Source organism: uncultured Oscillibacter sp. (genome assembly GCF_910587525.1).
Taxonomy (GTDB): Bacteria; Bacillota; Clostridia; order Oscillospirales; family Oscillospiraceae; genus Oscillibacter.
The window spans coordinates 1-16,146 of sequence record NZ_CAJULS010000043.1 but is presented as its reverse complement, the minus strand read 5'-3'; the positions used below and the strand labels follow the sequence as shown (position 1 = coordinate 16,146).

Sequence of the window (16,146 nt, the reverse complement as noted above, 5' to 3'; positions counted from 1 at the left end):
GGAAGTAGATCATGTCGCCGTCCTGGACCACATACTCCTTGCCCTCGCTGCGGAGAAGGCCCTTCTCTTTGGCGGCGTTAACGCTGCCGCACTTCATCATGTCGTCGTAGGCAATGACCTCCGCCCGGATGAAGCCCCGCTCGATGTCGGTGTGGATCTTGCCGGCGGCCTTGGGGGCCTTGGTACCCTTTTTAATGGTCCAGGCCCGGCACTCGTCCTTGCCGTAGGTCAGGAAGGAGATGAGTCCCAACAGAGTGTAGGAACACTTGATGAGCCGGTCCAGACCGGACTCCTCCACTCCCAGCTCCTCCAAGAACATCTGCCGCTCCTCGCCCTCCAGCTCGGCGATGTCCTGCTCCAGCTTGGCACAGATGGGCAGCACCTGAGCGCCCTCCTTCTCCGCCAGAGTTTTCACCTGCTGGTAGTACTGGTTGCCCTCCAGATCGGTGAAGCCGTCCTCGTCGGTGTTGGCAGCGTAGATAATGGGCTTGAGGCTCAGAAGGTCGCACGTCTCGATCAAAGCCATATCCTCCTCACCGCACTGGTAGGTCCGGGCAGACCTGCCGGCGTTCAGGTGCTCCGCCAGGGCCTTGAAGACCTCCGCCTCACGGAGGAACTTCTTGTCCCCCTTGGCGGCCTTCTGGGCCTTCTCCACCCGGCGGTTCACCATCTCCAGGTCCGCCATGATGAGCTCCAGGTCGATGGTCTCAATATCCCCCAGGGGGTCCACAGGGACGTTGGTGCCGGCATCAGCCACCACGTGCATGATGTTCTCGTCGTCAAAGCAGCGGACCACGTGGACGATGGCGTCCGTCTCCCGAATATTGGCCAGGAATTTGTTGCCCAGCCCCGCCCCCTGGCTGGCCCCCTTTACAAGGCCCGCGATGTCCACGAACTCGATGACCGCCGGGGTCTTCTTGTCCGGCCCGTACATCTCCGCCAGCTTGTCCAGCCGCTCGTCGGGTACGGCCACCATGCCCACGTTGGGGTCGATGGTGCAGAAGGGGTAGTTGGCGCTCTCGGCGCCGGCATTGGTGATGGCGTTGAATAGAGTGGACTTGCCCACGTTGGGCAGTCCTACAATGCCTAATTTCATAGATCCTCATACCTCCTAAATTGGCAAATGGTCCACGGCAGCTCCAATCACGATTAACTCCATATCGCCGGTTTATTGTAGCATAAGGATTTAAATTTCTCAATAGCCGCCAGAGGCAAATCCCCGCTTTTTTGACGGTATATCCGCCGCGTTAAGGGCAAAAGGCAGCCGCCCAAAGGCGGCTGCCCGGCACGGTTCATACAAGCAGTGAGCTTCTGTGGATTGTGCACTCATTCGCCGCTGTCAAAAAATAAAGCTGATGTCCGTGAAACACAGTTCAAAGAAGTAAAATTTTGGATGCTTTACAAATCAATCTTTCCCACGAAGCGGCAGTAAATCTCTGCTTCCTGCTCCCGAATGCCATCCGGGCCTGTCGACGCCTCATGAATCACGACTTTCTCGACCGATGTATTGAGCAACGGGGCATCCAGTCCGGTGATGTCATTGTACTGCCGGATGAGCTTTACCCACTTCCCAGCATCCTCGACAGACAGGCAGTAGAGACCCCGCCTCTTATTAGCGTAAGCTGAAACAGCGGATGAGTGAAGCGGGAACTGAAGCCGTGACAAATTGTCACGGCTTGAAGATGATTGCGGCAGACGGGAAACGCCGCTTGACAGATATAGCCACGGCGGAACAGCTTTTTCGCATCATCCAGTCCATCCCCGCTCCCAAGGCGGAGCCGTTCAAGCGCTGGCCGGCCCAGGTAGGCCGTGAGCGCATTGAGGAAATCTTTGACCCGGAGCAGACCATCGACCGGGCGATGCAGGCCTATTTGAGAAAAGGATATTCGGAAGGGTGGATTCATCAGCGCCTCTTGTCCATCCGCATCCGAAATGACCTCACTGTCGAATGGCAGTCGTGTGGTGTGGAACGGGGCCGAGAGTTTGCCATCCTCACTGACGAGATCACCTGGCCATGGTCCGGGATGTTCCCCCGGCAGCACAAAAATTTGAAGGGGTTAAAAAGGAGAGCCTCTGGAACAACATGACCGGCCTGGAGCTGGTCTTGACCATGCTGGCAGAGGCCACCACGACGGAGATCTCCAAAAAGAAGGAACCGGAGGGTTTCACGGAAAATCTGGAGATTGCCCGTTCCGGCGGTGAGATTGCCGGGGATACTCGCAAGGCCATTGAGCGCCGGACGGATAAGCCTGTTATCAGTTCCCAGAATGCCGCACAGCTGAACAGCGTTGTTACCAGCATGGTTGAAGGCGTCGCGGCCTCAGAAACAGAGGCGCCGCCCAGTGAAGAAGACGAAGCATAAAATAAATATGTTGGAGCTTGGCGCCGTATCTGCGGCGTCAGGCTTTTTTCATACCCTGGAGGAGGTGGTGAAGATGTATGAAGGCAGAAGGGTGCAAAGTCCTTTTGATGATTCCGCTGCAAACCGTCTGCAGCGGATGGGACTGGCGGACGAAAAGGGCACCCCGACCGGGATGCCCTTTTCGTCCGCAGCTGTGTTTTTTCGGGTCAGTTTTTCGACGATCTCTGCGACTATTTTGAGAGCTATGAGGATGTTCGGGAACTGATCTCCGGCTTGTCAGAGCCGGCGGAGGACGCTGCCGGAAAGCAGAAATTCTCTTTACTCCTGATGCCAACGGAGGCATTGACATCCTGAAATACACCGGCAATACCGTGGTGCTCTGGGTGGGTGGTGCCATCCCACAGATAATCATCGCCCTGCTGCTGGCTATCTTCTTCACCAGCTACCGGCTGAGAATTAAGGGGCAGGCCTTTTTCAAAGCGGTGATCTACTTGCCTAATCTCATTATGGCCTCCGCTTTCTCCATGTTGTTTTACACCCTGTTCTCCAACGCCGGCCCGGTGAATCAGCTTCTGATACAGATGGGCTGGTCAGATCACGTCATCGACTTTTTCGCCGTCAAGTTTACTGTCCGGGGACTGATCTGCCTGATGAACTTTCTGATGTGGTTCGGCAACACTACCATCCTGCTGATGGCAGGTATCATGGGGATTGACCAGAGCCTCTTTGAGGCGTCCACCATTGACGGAGCCAGCTCCCTCCAGACGTTCTTTCGGGTGACGCTGCCCCTGCTGACGCCTATTTTGGTCTATACCATCATCACGGCCCTTATCGGCGGCCTCCAGATGTTTGACGTCCCCCAAGTGCTGACCAACGGTCTGGGTACACCCAACCGCTCCTCCACAACCTTGATTATGTACCTGAACAACTATTTGGACACCAGCAAAAACTACGGCATGGCCGGGACCATCTCGGTGGTGGTCTTTATCCTCACCGGCCTGCTCAGCGTTCTGGTGTTCAAATCCCTGACCCGGCAGAGGGAACAGTGAGGAGGCAGAGAATGAAACATACAAACACCTCTGAGAGCCACAGGGCCAAGACTATGCTGTTTCTCACCCGCGCCGTGGTCTATGCGATCCTGATCTTCCTGAGCATCCTGTGCCTGTTCTCTTTCTATCTGCTCATTGTCAACGCCAGCCGTACCAACGCGGACCTGCAGGGCGGATTTCGGCTTCTGCCCCAGGGAAACTTCCTGACAAATTTGAAAAACGCCTGGAATGACGCCTCCATCAATATTCCCCAGGGGATGCTCAACAGCTTTATCGTGGCCGCCTGCACCTCTCTTTTGACCACCTATTTCTCTGCACTGACAGCTTACGGTCTTCACACATACGATTTCAAGCTGAAAAAAGCAGCATTCACTTTTATTATGGCGGTGATGGTCATCCCCAAGCAGGTCTCTGCCGCCGGCTTTGTTCAGCTTTGTTATAAGTTTCACTTGGCGTCACCTTTGGCGGAGAGCGCGAAAAGGGGGCGGCCCGCGTGGATGATGGTATTGTTTCCTTTACGCCTAACACTTCCACCGCAGAGGGGGAATAACCCATGAGAGAGCTTGCCTTTGACTCAGGCGTAGTTTCATACTCTCTCAACGGAAAATGCGAGGTCTCCTTCAACCCGGCGGACCGCGCCTTTGCAGAGCGGCTCTACAACGCTGTTGACGAGATGGGAAAGCTCCAGGACAGTTATGCCAAGCAGGCGGAGGAGATGAACGGCCCTGCAGGAGCTTTCTCCCTGGCCCGGCGGCGTGATGAGGAAATACAGAATTCTGGGCAGCCTGTTTGACGCGCCGGTCTGCACGGCAGCCTTTGAGGATATGAGCCTTTGTGCATTTGCCAACTGCTTCCCAATCTGGCTAAACCTCATGCTGTCCAGCCTGGATGAGATCGAGTCGAACATCGGAGACGTTCAGAAACAGGCGAACCCCCCATGAAGGAGTGGGACGGAACATAACAACACAGCCAGCGGCAAGACCCGCTGTGTTACCGGGTTACTTTTTAACGTCTGCTGCGAGACAGTCTATTGCTCTTTGGAGAAACTCTGGTTTGCTTATACCCTCTTTAATAGTGTAATCCTCTATGCGCTGAGATAGATCCGGCTTCACTCTGGCAGCAAATTGCCGGTATGCCTTTTTGTTGTATCTGGACTTCACCTCGCTGCTTGTGCGAGTCTTGCGTTTTGCCGTGGTCTCTATCGTGCTCCCCTCCTTTAGAGAAATAGGGGCCGGTTTCCCTGGCCCCATATCCCTCATTTCTTTTCCTTTGGTTTGTATTGCTCTTCTCCAGTTTCTACCCATAGGATAAAATCGTTAATCGACTTTTCATCCCATCCGGCAGCGCGGAGACCGAGGATAATGCGGGAGCTCTCAGACATATTCATCTGTTTACCCTCCTCTTTTAGGATAAATTTATTATAGCATACTACTAGCACCATATCAAGTGCTTTTTGAAATGTTTTGAAAAGAGGTGAACACATGGCAAACTCAACAGCCGACGGCAGCGTTGCTATTGATGGGAATATGAACATGAGCCAAGCAGAAAAGCGGCTTGGAAAACTGCGCGGCGATATTAAGAAAACCGAAAAAGAAATTGCGGATATGACTGTGGCGCGGGATAAAGGAAAACAAAAAAGCGTTTTTCAAGCGGCAAAATTAAGCCCTGTTGTTTCCAAGCTGTCCACATTGATTATATCCCACATCCAAGAAGTACCGTCCGTCTGGCAAGCATCAATCTTTGGACACCTGCCATATCCGGAATTTTCAGCAGGGCCGGTTGATGGGCGAACAGATGGATGGAATAATACTTGCTAAATTCCTGTATAAATGATACAATGCAGACAATTGAGAGGAGAGCGGGCAGTCGCGGCCTGCAGAAAGCGGTTATCAATATGAGCAAGGTTTGAGAAAAGGCAGGGGACGGAAGTGTCAATCTTTGATCGTTTTGTCTTAGGAGATACAGGCGAGAAGGAAAGAAAATCGTTTTCTCCCACTCCCTACAGGAGGATGTTTTCTGCGCTGGATGCGGCAGGCAAAGAGATAAAAGCGCAATATCCGGATGACAGTAAAACGGTGGATGATTTTGTCTGGATTTTGAAAGAGGCGTGCAGAATCAGATACAAAAAGGCGTTGGACGGCAGTATGCAGCCCATGAAAGCGGAGGCGCACTTTTTTCTGTCACAGGACCGGATGAGTGCCTACGCGTGCCTGCTTCCGCCGGAGAACGATGGAGATGGAATCACTTACGAAGAGTTCCTGGAAGATATGCACTATGAGGGCATCCATTACGGTATTTTGCAGGAAGATATCCAACAGGAGTTTGCCCTTGGGTATCTTCGTATATTTCCGGTAGCGAGGGGAAAGCTGCCCCAAGAGGGGGAAGACGGCAGAGTGACAGAGCTTTTCCAGCGGCACGGGCATATGCGCTTGGAAGTACAGAATGGAAGCCAGGTTGATTTTTCAAAAGATGTCCAATTGCAGCCTGTTCGGAAAGGAACTGTCATTTGTCTGATACGGTTCCCAAGAGAGGGAACAGACGGCATGGATATAACGGGGCATGAACTTCCCAGTCCGCCGGTCGTCAGTGCCATTGTACCCCAGGGAAGGAACACTACGATCAGCAGGGGAGGACAGGCTCTTACAGCGAGTGTGGATGGGATTCTTTACATTGAAAATGACCTGTTTTGTATTCACGAGCAGAAGATCATCAATGGGGATTTGGACCAATTTCAGGGGTCTTTACAGGTTTCAGGCAACCTCTATATAGAGGGGAATGTGGACGGCGGAGTCGATATTGAGGCTTCCGGCGATATTGTGATCAACGGAAAAATGGGGCAGGCTCGAGTGGCAGCTGGCGGAACAATTCGAATTCAGCAGGGCATTTATGGCACAAAAGGAAAGACTTCTGTAACCGCAGCCGGGCAGGTGCAGTCGCCTGTGATGGAATGGACGGAAATTGATGCCGGGACCAGCGTGATTGCAGAGACGATCTCAAACAGCACGATTCGCTGCGGCCATGTGGTTTATGCCATGACCGGGCGGGGAATGATTGTGGACAGTCTGATCCGGGCGGGAGACAGCGTCCTGTGCCTGCGGATTGGCAATCTGGCCGGAGGCCGCAGCCGGTTTTCTATTGGCTATCCCACGCATATTCCTGAGTCATGGGAGCGGATCAGGACAGAATTGACAGAGGTACAATCGACCCTCGAAAAGCTGTGGAAGCCCATCACCGGCTTGCGGAAAAAAGGCACTCGAATTTCAGAAGGTGAGAAGTCCGTGTTGGAGCAGCTCGTGGAACAGCGGGATATTTATATTGAAAAGCGGGACGCATTGACAGCAGAACTGCGACTTGTGAATAAGGCGCTGGATAAAAAGAGCAAAGGAAGAATACGGTGCGAAGTCGTGCATCCTTGTCTGGATGTCCAGATCGGCAGGCTGACGGAAGAAATTACTACCGTGGAGGAAAACTGTAATATCCACGTCGAAGAGAATCACATCCTTTTAAAGTAAGAGTGGATTGCTTTTTATGCGGCAACGCGCATCAGGGGGGATTATCCTGATGCGCTGCTTTTTTGCAGAAAACCGCAGGCTGTACCTGCAGGCACACAAAATTCGGTAAGGCAGAGAATCATGGGACATTGGCTTTATGTGAATCGGCCCTAAGATGATGACCAACCCCAAAACCATTCTATGAAGCTATGTGCAGGGACCCGCCATGCGGCGTTTTGTTGAAAAAATCCGAGGGATTTCTTTATCAACTGTGCCGGCTGCAGCATAAAAGCTGCGTTTATGCTATAATGGCCGCAACCGCAAAAATGCTTCTGCACACAATACTGTAGCAATGACAAGAGACACACAAAAGATTGGGAGGGTAATATGATTATGATGACAAGAGCGTTTCTTCCAGTAGGACAAGGGGCCTTTTACATGGAAACATTTGCGTTTGACTCCGGCAAAGCAACAATCATATACGACTGCGGGTCATCCACTGACGTTCACATTGTGGAGCAGATGATTCAAAACCTTTTCAAACCAGGCGAGGACATCGCCGGCGTCTTTATCTCCCATTTTGACGCAGACCATACAAACGGACTCCCGTTTCTGCTGAAGCACTGCCACGTAAAAAATCTTTTTTTCCCGCTGATCACAAAGGAATCACAGGAATTCATCTTGCTGGGCGACCTGACAGCTCCGTTGCATGCTTCCGCCTTCTTCTCCTCCTTTGTCCGAAACCCTTACGGCGCCTTTCAATCCCTGAATCTTGATTATACTCCAGCTCTTTATCAAATTCTGGAAAATGGGGAAGACTCTGAAAGTGAAACCCAATACAGCAACCTTGATGCCAGATACATTTTATCAGGAAGCGATGTATCGGACATCTTATTTGACGCTCAGCAGTGCAAAGAGGTAGATTGGAGATACATACCCTTCAACTTCCGGGAAACCACACGAATTGCCGCTTTCAAAAAAGCCATGCTGAAGCACTTTGGACAGGTCTGTTCCCGCAGGGATCTGCAAAATCTGTTGAACACGGGCAAGATTAGCATTGATGACATCAAACAGGCATACAAAGACGTTCCGGGCTCGTTCAATACAAACTCTATGACCGTACTCTCTATGAGCCCCAATGACTGCACCGTACAATCTCTATCGAAATTCCCGTTACCGAAAGGTCACTGCCCCCATCCCCCGCACTGTTCCCAATCTTGCGTCCCCCGCGTCTTATGCAAGTGGATATTTGCCAACGGATGCCTTTACACCGGCGACTATGACGCAAAGGGACCTCAAAAATGGAAAGAACTGCACAATGCCTACGACAAATATGACCGCTATATCGGCTGCGTGCAGATTCCCCATCACGGTTCTACCCACAACTATAATCACCAGCTGCTGAATATCGGCCACTGTCTTTTCTATGTGATCTCAGCGGGAAGCAACAACAAATACTGGCATCCCCATTTCTCTGTTATGAAGGATATTCTTGTCAGCCGCAGATATCCCCTGATTGTGACGGAAAACAGCGGCACAGTGAGCTTCGATATTTTTACCATGAAATAGCCGGCGGACCTGAGGTCCGCCGGTGCGCAGGGCATATACGCGTTTCCTGCGAAGTCAAGCGCGGAGGGCCGCCGCGCGGCTCAAAACGCTGCGCCGCGGCGTTTTGTTGAAAAGAGTCCGCGGAGGCATTGCAGCATGAGAGCTACAAGCGAAATTTTTAGAGACGCTCAAATATTGTTTACCTTTCTCTCGAGCACAGAAACTCCGCCGGACACTGCGGATATCGTGCTGGCGATGGGCAGCCACGACTTAAATGTAGCCGACGCAGCCGCCCGCGCCTTTTTCGAGACCCACGTGGAATGGCTGATCTGCAACGGCGGATTTAGTAAAGACACCGCAGGGGTCCTGACCGAACCCGAAGGGCGGCGACGTCTATGCCACCCGGTTCACCTATGAAGCTATTCCGGCGGAGGAGAGTTTCTTCGAGGCCCACAAAAAGTATTTGGACATCCACATCATGGTGGACGGCTTTGAGTGCGTGGAGATCGCCCCGCCGGAGGCGCTGAAGGAGTTTGACCGGGCTGAGGCCAACGATTTTATGCCTGCCGGGGCCAGGGGCACTACAAGCTGACCCTCTCCCCGGGAACTTCCTGGTGGTCTTTCCCGGGGATGCCCACCGCATCAAAATGCAGCTGGGCGGCCCTGAGACCGTGAGTAAGGTGGTCCTTAAAGTGAGGATTTTTTGGCGATTGAGGAGTGATTAAGAATGAGTGACCTCTCTAAATGCCAAGTCATCTTCCCTCCTCTCAACCGCGGAACTCTCCATCCGTGTGTGCCGCCAAAAGCCCCAGTACCAAAAGACCGCCGCCGACAGCACCGCAAAGCTCCTCATGGCTTCCGCCCACGCCCCCGCCGAATCTACCGGCGGCGGAAAACAGCTGCTCCGGCTCCTGTCCTGTCAGGTCCGCAAAGGCTCCGGCGGCGGACTGGGCGCAGCTATACCCCTGTTTATGATACTGATATGCCAACACACAGCGGTCCACTGCTTAGCCCTCCTTATCCATCATGATCTCCAGGATGGTCCGGTCCGTTTCCACCATGCCCGGAGAGCTGATCCGGCCCATACTGCGAACCGCCTCCTCCGGCGTGGCTCCACAGATACCGTCGGTGGATTGAAGCACTACGTCACTCATGGCGAGATAGGCGCACATCATCGCGGCATTGGCAGCTGTGGCCAGCTTCAGAGCACAGCCGATCTTGCCGCCGTCGCAGATCATGCCGGTGAGGTTGCCGCTCATATTGATAATGGCCCCGCCGATCTGCCTGTCTGTGCCGCCCATCAGCCACACCATGGCGGCGGAGGCAGCTGTGGCGGCGGAGACGCCGCAGCCGCAGGTGGCGGACAGCTTTCCGGTATACAGTTTGATGTAGACATTCAGGGTATGGGAAAAGGCCAGCGCCCTCACCAGCTGCTCTTTGGAGGCCCCCAGGTGTTGGGCCATCTCCGCCACGGGAATGACGGCGGTAAGTCCGTGGTTTCCGCTGCCCGCGCTGCTCATCACAGCGTAAGGGCAGCCGCTCATACGCCCCTCGGCGCTGCTGGCTACCCGGGCCATAGTACGGCTGAAGAGATTGTCTCCCATAGCGCCGTCCTCAATCTGCCGTTTCAGCGCTCCGGCAATGCCGATGCCAGGGTCATTCTCCAGTCCAAAATCCGCCAGACGCTCGTTCATCTCTACGCCGTCCAGCATGAAGGCCAGCTCCTCCTGGCTGCACTGCTCCACCAGAGCGCGGATGTCCGCCACGGTCATAAGCTTCAGCCGGTCGTGGAGATCATCCTCCCCACCTGCGGACCAGGGCTTTTCCACCAACACCTCATTGTTCCGCTTAGTGAAGATAATATTGGAATGGGTCCCCCGGATCTCACTGGTGCCGATGCCGGCGGTGGTGATGATCTCCGCCCGGGCATAGAGCTTCGCCTCGTCGTGCTTGATCAGCACGGTCACATGCCGCTCCTCCACCAAGCGGATCGTCTGAGCGGTAATCCTGCCGTCAATATCCTCCAGCAGCCGGAGCCCCTTCTCCGGATTGCACAGGCTGGCGCCCAGAGCGGCGGCGTATTTCAGCCCCACTCTGGGAAATCCAGGAATTCCAACACTCATACCATTTTTGTAGATGCCGGGATTGACCTCCAATTTTATGGAGACCACCTCTCCCCCAATGGCACGGCAGGCGTCCGCGGCAGCCAGCGCCACACAGACCGGCTCGGTGCAGCCCAGGGCCGGAACCACCTCCTGGTGAAGCAGCGTCAGCAGTTCTTCTTTCGTAATCATCGCGATACCCCTTTCTGTTTTCCTTGGCAGCCATTCAAAACCCGGCAAACCAGCCGCCCCCCATCGAGCGCCGCCTTCACAGGGCAATCCGCGGTTCTCTGTCAGGCATTCTGTACGTACCGCCAAAAATATCCTGTCTCATGTTTCGCTATTGATATTCAGCAAATTTCATACCAAAAAATTCTCGTTGATTTTGGCCCAATTCCCTTGCGAAAAGTGCCTCTATATGGTTAAATGGTTAAAGTAGCGGTTAAAGGGGACGTTTTTGGTGGCATACAAAAAGAAGATATCTGTGATCGCCTTGGACCCCAGAGCGGGAGAATCCTACAAGGCCGACATCGCGGGGCTGTTCGCAGAGGAGGCGGACATCTCTGTCTTCTCCGTACAGGACGGCAGTGCCGCTGGGGTGCTGGACCGGGCGGACCTGTTCGTGGCCTCCACCGATGCCTACGGCTCTCCGGAGGAGCTGATGCGTCACATTCCCATCGACAGCCAGACCATGGCGGTAGAGGTGTCCTTCCGCTGGAGCGAGCTGCGAAAGCTGAAGGAACTGCCGGCAGGCAGCCAGGTGCTGTTCGTCAACATGACGCAGACCATGGCCCGGGAGGCCATTGCCCAGCTGGAGCAGTTTGGAATCACTCACATCCACTGGATTCCCTTTTATCCCGGTGCGCCGGAGGTCCCGGACGTCCACATCGCCGTGACCCCTGATGAGCGCCGCTATGTTCCGCCGGGGATGAAGACCGTCATCGACCTGGGCCAGCGGGTCTGCACCTCCGGCATGATGATCGAAATCGCTCTTCGCCTGGGGCTGGAGTCCCTGCTGGAGCGGCCTGCCTTTCAGGAGTACGCCCAGAGCGTGGCTACCAGCAATTACAGCTTCGACCAGATGTTCGCCCGGTCCATCCGTCTGGAGAGCCAGTTTCATATTCTAATGGAGAGCCTGGAGGACGGCGTCATCGGTGTCAATGAAAAGGGAGAAATTTTCGCGTGCAGCCGTCATGCCGAGGAGATGACCTGTATCAGCGCCTCTTTGATCCAGGGGCGGCGCTGTGAGGAGGTGTTCCCCTACATCCCCTTTGTCCAGTGCCTGCAAACCCGCCAGACACTGCCCGCCAAGGCCATCAAGGTCAACGGTGTAAACCTCAGTGTAGAAGTCGTGCCTGTCATCCGGCAGAGCGCCTGCATCGGCGCCTTCGCCCTGCTCCAGCGGTTCAACGATGTGGAGGTCCGCCAAAACGAGCTGCGAAGCCAGCTTTTCCATAAGGGCCACTACGCAAAATACAGCTTTGCCGACGTCATCGGACAGTCGGAAGCCATCCGAAAAACCAAGGAGACCTTGGGCCGCATGGCCCTCAGCGAAAGTCCTGTCCTGCTGATCGGCGAGACTGGCACCGGCAAGGAGCTCTTCGCCCATGCTATCCATCAGGCCTCCCGCAGGGCGGAAGGGCCCTTTGTGGCCATCAATGTGGCAGCCTTTCCGGAAAACCTGCTGGAGAGTGAGCTCTTTGGCTACGAAGAAGGCGCTTTCACCGGAGCAAAGAGAGGTGGACGGCCCGGTCTTTTCGAGCTGGCCCACAGGGGCACCCTCTTTTTAGATGAAGTAGAAGGCATGAGCCCCGCCCTCCAGATCAAGCTCCTCCGAGCTCTTCAGGAGCGGGAGGTCATGCGGGTAGGTGGAAACCGGATCATCCTCGTGGATGTCCGCATTGTGGCCGCCACCAACGAGGCGTTGGAGCAAAAAGTCCGGGACGGTACCTTCCGCCGGGACCTCTACTACCGCCTAAGCACCCTGCCGGCGCTCATCCCGCCACTGACGAAGCGGGAAGACGACATGTTCCTTCTAACGGAGCACTTTCGCCGGGAACTGGGGGGCTCCTTCCAGCTGTCGGATGCAGTAAAAGCTTTTTTCCGCGGCCACACCTGGCCGGGAAACATCCGGGAGCTGCGAAACGCGGTGGAGTATTTCATCTACACCGGCCATCAGGAGATCGGCATGGAGGACCTGCCCCCCACCCTCTTCCTCTCCGGGGAAACCGGCCTTCATCCCACCACTTCCCTGGCCCCGGCGGAGGCGGACGCCTCGGACTCTTTCCGCTTTCTCCTGTCCCAGCTCTATGCCGCCTCTGAAACCGGCATCCCCATGGGCCGGGAAACCCTCCTGAGAAAAGCCCGCGAGGCCCACTTCCCGCTCTCCCAGCGGGAAGTCCGGGACATTCTGGAGGACATGGCAGCCCGGGGATTGGTCAAAGTCAGCCGGGGGCGGGGCGGCAGCCGCCTCACGCCCAAAGGCCGGACTCTCTGGGAAAATGGTCAAAGATAGAAGTCTTTAACCATTTTTAACATTTTAACCAATAGATTTTCCGCTGCGGACCAAAGCATCCATCCTTCTCTTCAGGTCTCCCCGCTAACCCACGGGAGGGATTTTGGCAGATTGTCAAAATCCCTCCCGTGGGTTTTGTATGCCCCTCCAATTTCTCAGAGATTTCTATGAATTCCCTTTCTCGCTGACAATTTGGCACATTTTTTGTTGTATTCTCTTTTCAAACGCGCAGACATACGGTTATTTCAGAAAGGAAGTAAGACCATGAAATACGACTTTGACCAGATAATCGACCGTTCCAAAAATCTCTCTGCCAAATACGATGAGCGGAAAAAGAAATTCGGCACCGAGGATGTGATCCCTCTGTGGATCGCGGACATGGACTTCAGGACTGCCCAGCCCATTATCGACGCTCTGAAGGCCAGGGCCGAGGAGGGTATCTGGGGCTATACTGCCCGGCCGGAGAGCTATTTTCAGGCCATCCGGGATTGGCAGAGCCGCCGCAACGGCTGGACGCCGGACACATCCCTTATGAGCTTCTGCCTGGGTGTGGTCCAGACCCTCAGCGCCATGGTTCAGCTGTACACACCCCAGGGCGGAAACGTACTGATCCAGACGCCGGTATACAGCGAGTTCTACGATATGACGGAGCTCGCCGGACGGCGTGTCTCCGAGAACCAGCTGGTGGAAAAGGACGGCAGGTGGACCGTGGATTGGGCAGACTTTGAGGCAAAGCTCCAGCAGGCGGATCTGTTCCTGTTCTGCAGTCCCCACAACCCTCTGGGCATTGTCTGGACGGAAGACGAGCTGCACCGGATGATGGAACTGTGCCTGAAATACCATGTACTGGTGGTCAGTGACGAGATCCACTCCGACCTCGTCTTCCACGGCAAGAAGCACATCCCCACCGCCTCCCTCTCCCCTGAGATCGCCGCCAATGTGGTCACCGGCATCTCCGGCACCAAGACCTTCAACCTGGCAGGCCTCCAGGCCAGCACTGTGGTGTTTCCCAACGCCCATATAAAGGAGAACTTCGACCGCTTCTGGGCGAACATGGATATTCACCGCAATAACGCCTTCTCCGTCACCGCCATGGAGACCGCCTTCCGGGAGGGAGAGGAGTGGCTGGAGCAGCTGCTGCCCTATCTCAGCGAAAACTTCGACTTTGTGGCGGACTACTGCGCAAAGCACATCCCGAAGATCAAGACCTGCGCCCCAGACGCCACGTATCTCATGTGGCTGGACTGCCGGGATCTGGGTCTGGATAACCAGGTCCTCCACGACTTCATGATCCGGAAGGCCGGTCTTGGGCTCAACGATGGTTGCTCCTTTGGCCGAAGCCTCAACGGCTTCATGCGTCTCAACGCCGCCAGCCCCAGAAGCGTGCTGGAGCAGGCAATGAAACAGCTGGAGGCCGCCGTCAACAGCCTGCAACAGTAAACTTTCAGGAAAAGTACCCTGCCGGAGATGCGGAGGAACCAAACAAAAGAGAGAAATGGAGATTTGATCATGGCTTCACAAACCAGAAAGCAATCCCTTGCGGGATGTCAAATGGGGCCAGCCGCGCACCGCATGAAATAAGTATGGAGCGGGCAGTCTTGCCGCTGGCCAGCTTGTACTTTTTGTACTGCTTGACCGCGAAACAGTCCGGCTTGCGCTTTTCCAGCCCGGCGAACATATAGTCCACCGCGTTCATGAAATCGTCATCGTCCTCCTTGACCTCCATGCCGGAAATCATGTCTACCAGCGTGTTCATGTTCTTGTCCTCGTCCGGGCCCGCGAAAATGATATATAATCATATTACCCCTATTCAAAATTTGTGCGGGTCATCCTCGGGTCTGGCAGCCTGCCAAAATCTTTGCCGCCTCGCCAGCGGAAAACCGCACCGCAGCAGACACATCCTCCTGCACATTATGGGATCCCAGGACTCTGGGTCCCTAGTCATTCAGCCCCAGGGATCAGTTTCCCTCATGCATCCTGGCTTTCATAAGCACTCCTCCTTTCCCGCAAAGATTTTCACAATGAAATCTAGCAACTTTCATACCAATTTCAGATCAGACGTGATTTCCTCCGCTTTTCACCCCTGTCATCCTGTTTGTTTCCTCCTTGTCTTTCTGGTTTCCCCTGCGGGGGAACGAGGGACGTGGAGACGAAAAGGCCTCTGGTCAGGATGGAGCTGTTGGCAAAGTGCCTGAAATATAGAGGCAAGAAAGATTTCAGGCAAGAAAAAAGACGCCTTTCGGCATCACACTGAGTGTTTAATCATTCTTTTGAGGTTCAAGGCCGCGGCGGAAAGGAGACAGTGGTCCTCCGCTGCCTCTAAACCTCGCCGCAGGAGACGCGTCAGGTTGTGTCCCCATTTCTGTGCGGCAAAAGTACCCTCACACCAGATCTGCCGCTGCTTCAGCGCCTCCCGGTATTCCGGCTCCCACCGCAGTTCTTTCCCGTTAGGGCACAAGTATACGTCCCGCTGTTCATCTTTCGTGCGGTCATGGACGGGCTGGGCCACGGCAAAGAAGTCAATGCCCAGTTCTTCCAGCGCCCGGTGTGCCAGGGGGATGTCATAGGCGGAGTCCGCCGCAGCGCCTTCCAGCGGCACAACATTTTTATGGACATACTCCAACTGCTCTAAAGAGGGCCGTGAGTCATGCACATCCCCCGGCGTCACGGTTACAGCAGTGATGATACCGTGGTCCGAGCCGGTTGTCTGGTGGGACAGGTAATAAAAACCGCTGGGCTTGCCGGGCCGCTTCATGCAGCCCGGCTCCGGACCGGTACTGCCCACCTTCTTGCGGGAACGGCGCGGCGGAACGGCAGTAACAGTGCAATACGCACAGAAAATGGGACGTAAAATTATTGTGATTGACCCTATCACACGCCTAATCTCCCATTGTGCATCAGCTTCGGCTTTACAGTAATTCAGGCAGATGTGGATGTGCCTTATGCTATTGGGGCCTTATCTGACAGCCGCACCGAAATCATGGATGCTGCATTTTTCTCCACCGAGTTGAGGATAAAACCGGCCAAATCGCAGGCGTAGAAATCTCCTGTTGTTTCCAGTCCTTGTTCAAGGATATAG

General features: G+C 54.7%; 19 protein-coding genes and 2 pseudogenes. 14 read left to right on the top strand and 7 right to left on the bottom strand.

What is annotated here, in order from left to right:
• Both ychF and QZ326_RS05815 read right to left on the bottom strand, forming a co-directional pair.
• The coding region (gene ychF / locus QZ326_RS05820) for a redox-regulated ATPase YchF (RefSeq protein WP_295742488.1) at positions 1-1,096 on the bottom strand (1,096 nt) is incomplete at its 3' end.
• Positions 1,097-1,398: 302 nt separating this feature from the next.
• A complete protein-coding gene (locus QZ326_RS05815) occupies positions 1,399-1,665 on the bottom strand; it encodes a DUF4368 domain-containing protein (protein WP_295742485.1) in 267 nt (88 codons plus the stop codon).
• On the opposite strand from QZ326_RS05815, the gene QZ326_RS05810 reads away from it, so the two are divergent.
• The 7 genes from QZ326_RS05810 to QZ326_RS05780 all read left to right on the top strand — a co-directional run bounded on the left by QZ326_RS05810 (position 1,659) and on the right by QZ326_RS05780 (position 4,352).
• A complete protein-coding gene (locus QZ326_RS05810) occupies positions 1,659-2,087 on the top strand; it encodes a hypothetical protein (protein ID WP_295742482.1) in 429 nt (142 codons plus the stop codon). The genes QZ326_RS05815 and QZ326_RS05810 overlap by 7 nt on opposite strands.
• Complete coding sequence (locus QZ326_RS05805) at positions 2,084-2,362, top strand: hypothetical protein (protein WP_295742479.1); 279 nt, start codon at positions 2,084-2,086, stop codon at positions 2,360-2,362. Before QZ326_RS05810 ends, QZ326_RS05805 begins: the two co-directional genes overlap by 4 nt.
• Positions 2,343-2,627, top strand: coding sequence for a hypothetical protein (locus QZ326_RS05800; protein WP_295742475.1), 285 nt, complete (start codon positions 2,343-2,345; stop codon positions 2,625-2,627). The genes QZ326_RS05805 and QZ326_RS05800 overlap by 20 nt, the downstream gene beginning before the upstream one ends.
• A 109-nt stretch (positions 2,628-2,736) precedes the next feature.
• Entirely contained in the window at positions 2,737-3,411 is a 675-nt protein-coding gene (locus QZ326_RS05795) for a sugar ABC transporter permease (RefSeq protein WP_365328494.1), read from the top strand.
• Between the two features lie 11 nt (positions 3,412-3,422).
• Positions 3,423-3,968 carry a hypothetical protein gene (locus tag QZ326_RS05790; protein WP_295742473.1) on the top strand — a complete coding sequence of 182 codons (546 nt, stop codon included), beginning with the start codon at positions 3,423-3,425 and terminating at the stop codon, positions 3,966-3,968.
• A complete protein-coding gene (locus QZ326_RS05785; RefSeq protein WP_295742470.1) occupies positions 3,965-4,204 on the top strand; it encodes a hypothetical protein in 240 nt (79 codons plus the stop codon). Before QZ326_RS05790 ends, QZ326_RS05785 begins: the two co-directional genes overlap by 4 nt.
• Positions 4,170-4,352: a hypothetical protein gene (locus QZ326_RS05780; protein ID WP_295742465.1), complete on the top strand. Its 183-nt coding sequence runs from the start codon at positions 4,170-4,172 to the stop codon at positions 4,350-4,352. The genes QZ326_RS05785 and QZ326_RS05780 overlap by 35 nt, the downstream gene beginning before the upstream one ends.
• 57 nt (positions 4,353-4,409) lie before the next feature.
• On the opposite strand, the gene QZ326_RS05775 is transcribed toward QZ326_RS05780, so the two are convergent.
• Positions 4,410-4,715 (bottom strand): hypothetical protein, encoded by a 306-nt coding sequence (locus QZ326_RS05775; protein WP_295742463.1) that lies wholly within the window; start codon positions 4,713-4,715, stop codon positions 4,410-4,412.
• A gap of 177 nt (positions 4,716-4,892) precedes the next feature.
• Between QZ326_RS05775 and QZ326_RS05770 the strand changes: the two genes are divergently transcribed.
• The 5 genes and pseudogenes from QZ326_RS05770 to QZ326_RS13405 all read left to right on the top strand — a co-directional run bounded on the left by QZ326_RS05770 (position 4,893) and on the right by QZ326_RS13405 (position 9,175).
• Complete coding sequence (locus tag QZ326_RS05770) at positions 4,893-5,228, top strand: hypothetical protein (RefSeq protein WP_295742461.1); 336 nt, start codon at positions 4,893-4,895, stop codon at positions 5,226-5,228.
• A 192-nt stretch (positions 5,229-5,420) separates the two neighbouring features.
• Positions 5,421-6,923: a DUF342 domain-containing protein gene (locus QZ326_RS05765; protein ID WP_295742458.1), complete on the top strand. Its 1,503-nt coding sequence runs from the start codon at positions 5,421-5,423 to the stop codon at positions 6,921-6,923.
• A 366-nt stretch (positions 6,924-7,289) separates the two neighbouring features.
• On the top strand, positions 7,290-8,471 hold the full coding sequence (locus tag QZ326_RS05760) for an MBL fold metallo-hydrolase (RefSeq protein ID WP_295742455.1): 1,182 nt from the start codon (positions 7,290-7,292) through the stop codon (positions 8,469-8,471).
• Positions 8,472-8,841: 370 nt separating this feature from the next.
• Positions 8,842-9,042: pseudogene (locus QZ326_RS05755) on the top strand (YhcH/YjgK/YiaL family protein); the annotation flags it as partial.
• On the top strand, positions 8,984-9,175 hold the full coding sequence (locus QZ326_RS13405) for a YhcH/YjgK/YiaL family protein (protein WP_365328487.1): 192 nt from the start codon (positions 8,984-8,986) through the stop codon (positions 9,173-9,175). The pseudogene QZ326_RS05755 and the gene QZ326_RS13405, both read left to right, overlap by 59 nt.
• Positions 9,176-9,217: 42 nt before the next feature.
• On the opposite strand, the gene QZ326_RS05750 is transcribed toward QZ326_RS13405, so the two are convergent.
• Together QZ326_RS05750 and QZ326_RS05745 are read right to left on the bottom strand one after the other, a co-directional pair.
• Positions 9,218-9,454 carry a C-GCAxxG-C-C family (seleno)protein gene (locus tag QZ326_RS05750; RefSeq protein WP_295742452.1) on the bottom strand — a complete coding sequence of 79 codons (237 nt, stop codon included), beginning with the start codon at positions 9,452-9,454 and terminating at the stop codon, positions 9,218-9,220.
• A 3-nt stretch (positions 9,455-9,457) separates the two neighbouring features.
• Positions 9,458-10,744: a serine dehydratase subunit alpha family protein gene (locus QZ326_RS05745; RefSeq protein ID WP_295742449.1), complete on the bottom strand. Its 1,287-nt coding sequence runs from the start codon at positions 10,742-10,744 to the stop codon at positions 9,458-9,460.
• 268 nt (positions 10,745-11,012) lie between these two features.
• On the opposite strand from QZ326_RS05745, the gene QZ326_RS05740 reads away from it, so the two are divergent.
• Together QZ326_RS05740 and QZ326_RS05735 are read left to right on the top strand one after the other, a co-directional pair.
• Positions 11,013-13,067: a sigma 54-interacting transcriptional regulator gene (locus QZ326_RS05740; RefSeq protein ID WP_295742446.1), complete on the top strand. Its 2,055-nt coding sequence runs from the start codon at positions 11,013-11,015 to the stop codon at positions 13,065-13,067.
• Between the two features lie 264 nt (positions 13,068-13,331).
• The gene (locus QZ326_RS05735) at positions 13,332-14,507 is read left to right on the top strand and encodes a MalY/PatB family protein (protein WP_295742443.1); all 1,176 of its coding nucleotides are present in this window, start codon (positions 13,332-13,334) and stop codon (positions 14,505-14,507) included.
• A 97-nt stretch (positions 14,508-14,604) separates the two neighbouring features.
• Here QZ326_RS05735 and QZ326_RS05730 read toward each other — a convergent pair.
• A pseudogene (locus tag QZ326_RS05730) lies at positions 14,605-14,859 on the bottom strand (type IV secretory system conjugative DNA transfer family protein); the annotation flags it as partial.
• Between the two features lie 453 nt (positions 14,860-15,312).
• Positions 15,313-15,822: a transposase gene (locus QZ326_RS05725; protein WP_295742441.1), complete on the bottom strand. Its 510-nt coding sequence runs from the start codon at positions 15,820-15,822 to the stop codon at positions 15,313-15,315.
• Positions 15,823-16,146 lie beyond the last annotated feature (324 nt).